Origin of the sequence: Aeromicrobium sp., assembly GCF_049587115.1 — a bacterium.
Taxonomy (GTDB): domain Bacteria; phylum Actinomycetota; class Actinomycetes; order Propionibacteriales; family Nocardioidaceae; genus Aeromicrobium.
Genome location: NZ_JBAVDI010000019.1, coordinates 56,504 through 63,131, shown reverse-complemented (window position 1 = coordinate 63,131; position 6,628 = coordinate 56,504). Strand labels below are relative to the sequence as shown.

At 68.3% G+C, this 6,628-nt stretch carries 6 protein-coding genes; 5 read left to right on the top strand and 1 reads right to left on the bottom strand.

What is annotated here, in order from left to right; translation table 11 throughout:
• A partial coding sequence (locus tag WB461_RS02000) for an AMP-binding enzyme (RefSeq protein ID WP_423851045.1) occupies positions 1 to 249 on the top strand: 249 nt, incomplete at its 5' end.
• 3 nt (positions 250 to 252) lie between these two features.
• Here the strand turns inward: WB461_RS02000 and WB461_RS01995 are convergent.
• Positions 253 to 912: an SDR family oxidoreductase gene (locus WB461_RS01995; RefSeq protein ID WP_423851044.1), complete on the bottom strand. Its 660-nt coding sequence runs from the start codon at positions 910 to 912 to the stop codon at positions 253 to 255.
• Here WB461_RS01995 and WB461_RS01990 point away from each other — a divergent pair.
• From WB461_RS01990 to WB461_RS01975, 4 genes are all read left to right on the top strand, one after another.
• On the top strand, positions 860 to 1,894 hold the full coding sequence (locus WB461_RS01990; RefSeq protein ID WP_423851043.1) for an o-succinylbenzoate synthase: 1,035 nt from the start codon (positions 860 to 862) through the stop codon (positions 1,892 to 1,894). The two genes, WB461_RS01995 and WB461_RS01990, sit on opposite strands and share 53 nt — an antisense overlap.
• The gene (gene menD, locus WB461_RS01985; RefSeq protein WP_423851042.1) at positions 1,891 to 3,459 is read left to right on the top strand and encodes a 2-succinyl-5-enolpyruvyl-6-hydroxy-3-cyclohexene-1-carboxylate synthase; all 1,569 of its coding nucleotides are present in this window, start codon (positions 1,891 to 1,893) and stop codon (positions 3,457 to 3,459) included. Before WB461_RS01990 ends, menD begins: the two co-directional genes overlap by 4 nt.
• A 68-nt stretch (positions 3,460 to 3,527) precedes the next feature.
• On the top strand, positions 3,528 to 5,111 hold the full coding sequence (locus WB461_RS01980) for a GMC family oxidoreductase (protein WP_423851041.1): 1,584 nt from the start codon (positions 3,528 to 3,530) through the stop codon (positions 5,109 to 5,111).
• Complete coding sequence (locus tag WB461_RS01975) at positions 5,108 to 6,625, top strand: aldehyde dehydrogenase family protein (protein WP_423851040.1); 1,518 nt, start codon at positions 5,108 to 5,110, stop codon at positions 6,623 to 6,625. The genes WB461_RS01980 and WB461_RS01975 overlap by 4 nt, the downstream gene beginning before the upstream one ends.
• Positions 6,626 to 6,628 lie beyond the last annotated feature (3 nt).

Sequence of the window (6,628 nt, the reverse complement as noted above, 5' to 3'; positions counted from 1 at the left end):
GCCCAGGAGGGCGTCGACGACGCCGTCGCGATTGGTGTCCCTGACGACTACTGGGGAACCCGGGTCGTGGCTTATCTCGTGCCCGAAGATGCAGTGTGCCTGGACGGACTTCGTCTCGATGAGGTGCGCGACGGCGTCGAGGAGGCCGGCCTGCCACGCAGCTGGGCGCCCCGGGAGGTCGTCCTGCTCGACGCGTTGCCGCTGCTGCCGGGCGGGAAGGTGGATCGACGGGCGCTCAGCCTCGGTTGAGGGCTAGGCCACGGCTCCGCCGATGGCCTCGGCGATCGGGGTGGACCCACCGACGACCTCCCACTGCTGGCCGATCGTCGCCGGCTCGTCGATTGCTGCGGCGATCACGGCGGCAACGTCTCCACGCGGGATCTCGGCCCGGTCGACGCTCTCGGCGAGCGAGACGTTGCCGGTCGGCTCGTAATCGGTGAGTCCTCCGGGCCGGACGATGGTCCAGTCGAGGTCGCTGGACCGCAGCGCTGCATCGGCATCGCGCTTGGCCTTGACATACGCCGCCCAGGCCTCCTCGACGTCGTCGCCGAGAGGCTCGTCAACGCCGATCACCGAGATCTGCACGAACCGGTTCGCACCCGCCGTGGTGGCTCCCTCGATCGACTTGAGCGAGCCGCCCAGATCCACGGTGCGTTTGCGCTCGACATTGCCGTCAGCACCGCCGCCCGCGGCGAACACGACGCAGTCGACACCGGCAAATGCCTCGGCGAAGTCGTCGGCGCTGTGCTGCTCGATGTCGAGGATGCCGACCTCGGCGCCGAGACGTTCGAGCTCAGCGGAGTAGTCCGGGTCGCGCACCAGCGCGATCGGCTGGTGTCCGGCGTCGACGAGCAGTGGGATGAGGAGGCGGGCGATCTTGCCGTGGCCTCCGACTATCGCGATTCGGGTCATATCTCGACGGTACGACTCTGACGGTAAGTTGCCACTCGTGCAGTTCCACACGTACGCCATCGCGATGACGACACGCTTTCGTGGCATCGATCGGCGCGAGGGAATGCTGGTCCAGGGCGCCGCGGGCTGGGCCGAGTTCAGCCCGTTCCTGGAATACGACTCTCGCGAGAGTGGGCCGTGGCTCGCCGCCGCGCTGGATTCCGCTGAGCGGGAGTGGCCGGTCCCGGTGCGGTCGCAGATCGCGGTCAACTGCACGGTGCCCGCCGTCGACGCCGAGCTTGCGCACCGGATCGTCAGTCGCAGCGGGTGCCGAACCGCCAAGGTCAAGGTTGCCGAACGCGGCCAGACCCGCGCCGACGACATCGCCCGCGTCGAGGCCGTGCGGGACGCACTCGGGCCAAGCGGCCAGGTACGGATTGATGCGAACGGCGGGTGGTCGGTCGACGACGCCGTCGCGGCCATCGCGGCGCTCTCCACCGCGGCCCACGGACTGGAGTACGTCGAGCAGCCGTGCGCATCGGTCGAGGAGCTCGCCGCGGTGCGCCGCCGGGTGGACGTTCCGATCGCCGCGGACGAGTCGATCCGCCGCGCAGAGGATCCGTTTCGGGTCGTCGAGCTCGAGGCGGCGGACATCGCGGTGCTCAAGGTCGCGCCACTGGGCGGCGTGCACGCCTGCCTGCGGATCGCCGAGCGGATCGGGCTCCCGGTCGTGGTGTCCAGCGCCGTCGAGACGTCGATCGGACTCGCTGCCGGTCTCGCCCTGGCGGCTGCCCTGCCCGAGCTGCCCTTCGCCTGCGGACTCGCCACGACCTCTCTGCTCGACGGCGACGTGGTGGCCGACCCCTTGGTCCCTGTCGACGGCTTCCTCCCGGTCGGGCGTCAGGTGCTGGACCCGGTCGCGTATGCCGCGGTCGCCGCCGAAGGTCAGACCGACGCCCGCTGGCAGATGCGGCTGTCCGCGGTCCGCGCGGTGCTCGCATGAGCTCGACCGAGGTGGCGCGGAGGCTGGTCCGGGACATGATCGGCCTCGGAACGCGGGAAGCCGTGCTGTCGCCGGGATCGCGGTCGGGGCCGCTGGCGCTCGCTCTGGCAGAAGCCGACCACCGGGCTCTGCTGCGCCTGCACGTTCGGGTCGATGAGCGCGAGGCGGCCTTCCTGGCCCTGGGGATGGCCAAGGCTTCGCGTCGGGCCGTGCCGGTCATCACGACCTCGGGTACCGCGGTGGCCAATCTGCACCCGGCGATGCTCGAGGCGCTGCACGCCGGGGTGCCACTGATCGCCGTGACGGCCGATCGGCCAGCACGGCTGCGCGGCACGGGAGCCAACCAGACCACCGAGCAGCGCAGGATCTTCCCGGGTGTGTGGTTCTCCGAGGATCCCGCCGACTTCGCGGGCCTGGTGGGACGTGGAGGAGCCGGGCACCTCAATCTGGAGCTCGACGAGCCGCTGATCGAGCCCAGTGAGCTCGACCTGGGAGCGGGGGAGCCGAACAAGTGCGAACAGCGCAGCGATCCGCCAGCCGAATCACCGCTGCCGAATGGACCTCGCACCGTCGTGGTCGCGGGCGACGATGCGCGTCAACCGGCGCGGATCCTCGCGCGCGATGCCGGCTGGCCGCTGCTCGCCGAGCCGACCTCGGGATCGCGCAACGGCGCGGCGCTGGTTGCCTACCGGCTGTTGCTGGACCACTCACCCCTTGCCGCTCAGATCGAGCGGGTCGTGAGCTTTGGGCACGCAACTCTGTCACGTCCGATCACGCGGCTCCTGTCACGGACCGACATCGAGATCGTGCACATCGGAACACCGGAGACATTCCCGGCGCAGGCTGGACCCAACGTCCGGTTTGTCACCGGTCTGGAGTCGGGCCTGCCGCAGGATCCGGCGTGGCTGGAGGCGTGGCGCTCCGCTGACTCACGGGCGACCGCCGCGATCGATGCATTGACGCCCGGCACGCCGTACGAGGTTGCCCGCTCGGTCAACGCCGCCGTGCCCCCCGGCGGTCTGTTGTTCGTCGGCTCGTCCAACCCGATCCGCGATCTCGACCTCGTGGCGCGTCCGTACCCGGTCGGCGAGAAGCGGCTCGTCATCGCCAATCGTGGTCTCGCCGGGATCGACGGCACCTTGTCCAGTGCGATCGGCGCTGCGCTGTCCCGGCCATCCAGTCAGGCCATCGCGTACGTCGGCGACCTGACCTTCCTGCACGGGAGCAACGGGCTGCTGATCGGGCCCGGAGAACCGGTGCCGGATCTCACGATCGTCGTCGCGTCGGATGACGGCGGCAGCATCTTCACGACGCTCGAGCAGGGAGCCCCGGAACATGCGGCGTCCTTCGAACGGGTCTACGCCACACCGACCCGGGCGGACATCGGTGCGCTCTGCGCGGGATACCGGATCCCTCACCGCATTGTTGCGGCCGCAGAGCTGGCGGCCGCGCTCGAGGACCCGGTTGCCGGCCTCCGTGTCCTGGAGGTGCCGGTCGACCGGACAGCCCGTCGTGAGCTCGTCGCCCGGATCGCCGCCAGCGTGGCCGCTGCGATCCAACTCTGACACCGGTTGTGTCACAATTTCAGCGAGGTAGGTTTGTGGTCCACGTCACTTGTCGTTGAAAGGGAGTCATGGCCGACGAAAACTTCGACTACATCGTGATCGGATCCGGTAGCGCGGGCGGGGTCGTCGCCGCGAGGCTCACCGAGGATCCTCAGATCAGCGTCCTGCTGCTCGAGGCCGGTCCGGCTGACGACGACGAGATGATCCGCATGCCGCTGGGCTTCTCGACGCTGTTCAAGACCAAGTGGGACTGGAACTACGAGACCACCCCGCAGAAGCACCTGGCTGGACGTCGCGCCTACTGGCCGCGGATGAAGGCCCTCGGTGGCTGCTCCTCGATGAACGCGATGATCTACATCCGGGGCAATCACGGCGACTACGACGAGTGGCGTGATGCCTACGGCGCGAGCGGCTGGGGCTTCGACGACGTCCTGCCCTACTTCAAGAAGTCCGAGGGAAACACCCGTCTGGGTGGCCCCTTCCACGGCACCGACGGGCCGCTGCACGTGGAGGATCGCCGGTACACCCACGAGCTCAGCACGGCATTCGTCGAGTCGGGCGTCGCTGCAGGCCTCAAGCGCAACGACGACTTCAACGGCGCGAGTCAGGAAGGTGCCGGGCTCTACCAGGTCACCTGCAAGAAGGGCCACCGCTGGTCGGTCGCCGACGCCTACATCCACCCGGCTGAGAACCGCCCCAACCTCACGGTCCGCACCGAGGCGTTCGTGACCAGGATCCTGCTCGACGGCAACCGGGCGACCGGCGTCGCCTACACCCGCGGCGGCGAGCCGTTCGTGGCCAGCGCCAACGCCGAGGTTGTCCTGAGCGGCGGGGCGGTCAACAGCCCGCAGCTGCTGATGCTCTCCGGGATCGGTCCGGGAACCCATCTCCGCGAGATGGGGATCGATGTCGCGGTCGAGTCCTCCGGTGTGGGTCAGAATCTGCAGGACCATCCGGTCTCGGGCATTCTTAGCTACACCAAGGACACCTCCGACATGGCCGAGATGCTGGGTCTGGGAAATCTGGTGAAGTGGCGCGCCACGGGGAAGGGGCCGCTGAGCTCCAACATCGCGGAGGCCGGCGCGTTCTACGCCTCGCGCGCCGACCTCGACCTGCCCGACATCCAGATCCACCTGGCGCCGACCGGCTTCTACGACAACGGGATGCACGAGCCCGTCCGTCGCGCACTCACCACGGCCGTCACCCTGGTCAACGTGCAGAGCAAGGGCCACATCAGGTTGCGCTCCGCCGACCCGACCTGGCACCCCGAGATCGAACCGGGCTACTTCGACGACCGGGCCGACCTCGACGCGATGATCAGCGGGTACCGCACCGCGCTGGACATCCTGTCCGCCGGGCCGATCGCCAAATTCATCGACGAGCCGTGGATCCCGGCGTCCGCCGACCCGACCGATGACGAGATCATCGAAGGGATCGGCAAGCTTGCGCAGACCCTCTACCACCCGGTTGGAACCTGCGCGATGGGCACGATCGAGGGCAGCGTCGTCGATTCCGAGCTGAAGGTCCACGGCGTCGAGGGCCTCCGGGTCGCCGACGCCTCGGTCATGCCCCGGGTTCCCCGCGGCAACACCAACGCACCCACCATCATGATCGGCGAGAAGTGTGCCGACCTCATCAAGGAGACCCCATGACCGCCACGATCGACACCCCCACGTCCGAGGACGCCCCGGTCGAGACCTTCGACTCGCTCAACCCGTCCAACGGTGACGTCGTCGGGTCCTACCCGATCGCGTCGAAGGCCGACGTCGATGCTGCTGTTGCGCGCTCTCGTGAGGCGGCCAGCTGGTGGGGCAACCTCAGCTTCGACGAGCGCGCCGAACACCTGCTGACCTGGCGCAGCGTCATCACCCGCCGCATCGCCCAGCTCGCTGACCTCTCGCACCGCGAGACCGGCAAGCCGCACGGGGATGCCCAGCTGGAGATCGTGCTCGCGATCGACCACATCGCCTGGGCTGCCAAGCATGCCAAGAAGGTCTTGGGCTCGCACAAGGTCAAGTCGGGTCTGCTGATGGCCAACCAGGCCTCGACGGTCGAGTACAAGGCGCTGGGCGTGGTTGGCGTCATCGGCCCCTGGAACTATCCGGTCTTCACGCCGATGGGCTCGATCGCGTACGCCCTGGCCGCTGGCAACACCGTCGTGTTCAAGCCCAGTGAGTACACCCCGGGTGTCGGTCAGTGGCTTGCGGACACGTTCACCGAGGTCGTCCATGGACGCCCCGTCCTTCAGGTCGTCACCGGGCTCGGGGCCACCGGCAACGCGCTGTGCACCGCGGCGGTCGACAAGCTCGCCTTCACCGGATCGGGAGCGACGGGCAAGAAGGTCATGGCCGCCTGCGCCGAGAACCTCACGCCGGTCATCATCGAGGCCGGCGGCAAGGACTCGTTGATCGTCGACGAGGACGCAGACATCTCCAAGGCCGCCGAGGCGGCGTTGTGGGGCGGTATGTCCAACGCCGGCCAGACCTGCATCGGCACCGAGCGGGTCTACGTCCACGAGAAGGTCTTCGACTCGTTCATGACCGAGATCCTCGAGCAGGCCAAGGATCTTCGCGCCGGCGCAGACCAAGGCGCCAAGATCGGGCCGATCACGATGCCGTCACAACTCAAGGTGATCAAGAGCCACCTCGACGACGCGGTCGCCAAGGGCGCCAACGTCGTGCTGGGCGGTCCGGGCGCGGTCGGCGAGCGCTTCGTCCAGCCGACGATCCTGACCCACGTGCCGGAGAACTCCACCGAGATCACCGAGGAGACCTTCGGGCCGACCCTGGCGATCAACCCGGTCAAGAGCATGGACGAGGCGGTCGAGCTGACCAACGCCACGGCGTACGGTCTCGCCGGCGCGGTTTTCTCCAAGAAGCAGGGAGTCGAGATCGCCAGGCGCGTCCGCTCGGGCATGACGTCGGTCAACTCGGTCATCGCCTTCGCCGGCGTACCGACCCTCCCGTTCGGTGGCGTTGGCCAGTCGGGCTTCGGTCGCATCCACGGACCCGACGGTCTGAAGGAGTTCACCTACGCCAAGTCCATCACCCGGCAGAAGTTCAAGCCGATCATGATGCTGACGTCCTTCAGCCGTGACGCCAAGACCGACGGCAAGGTCGCCTCGCTCATCACGCTGATGCACGGCGGGAAGAAGACCCTGAAGTAGGCG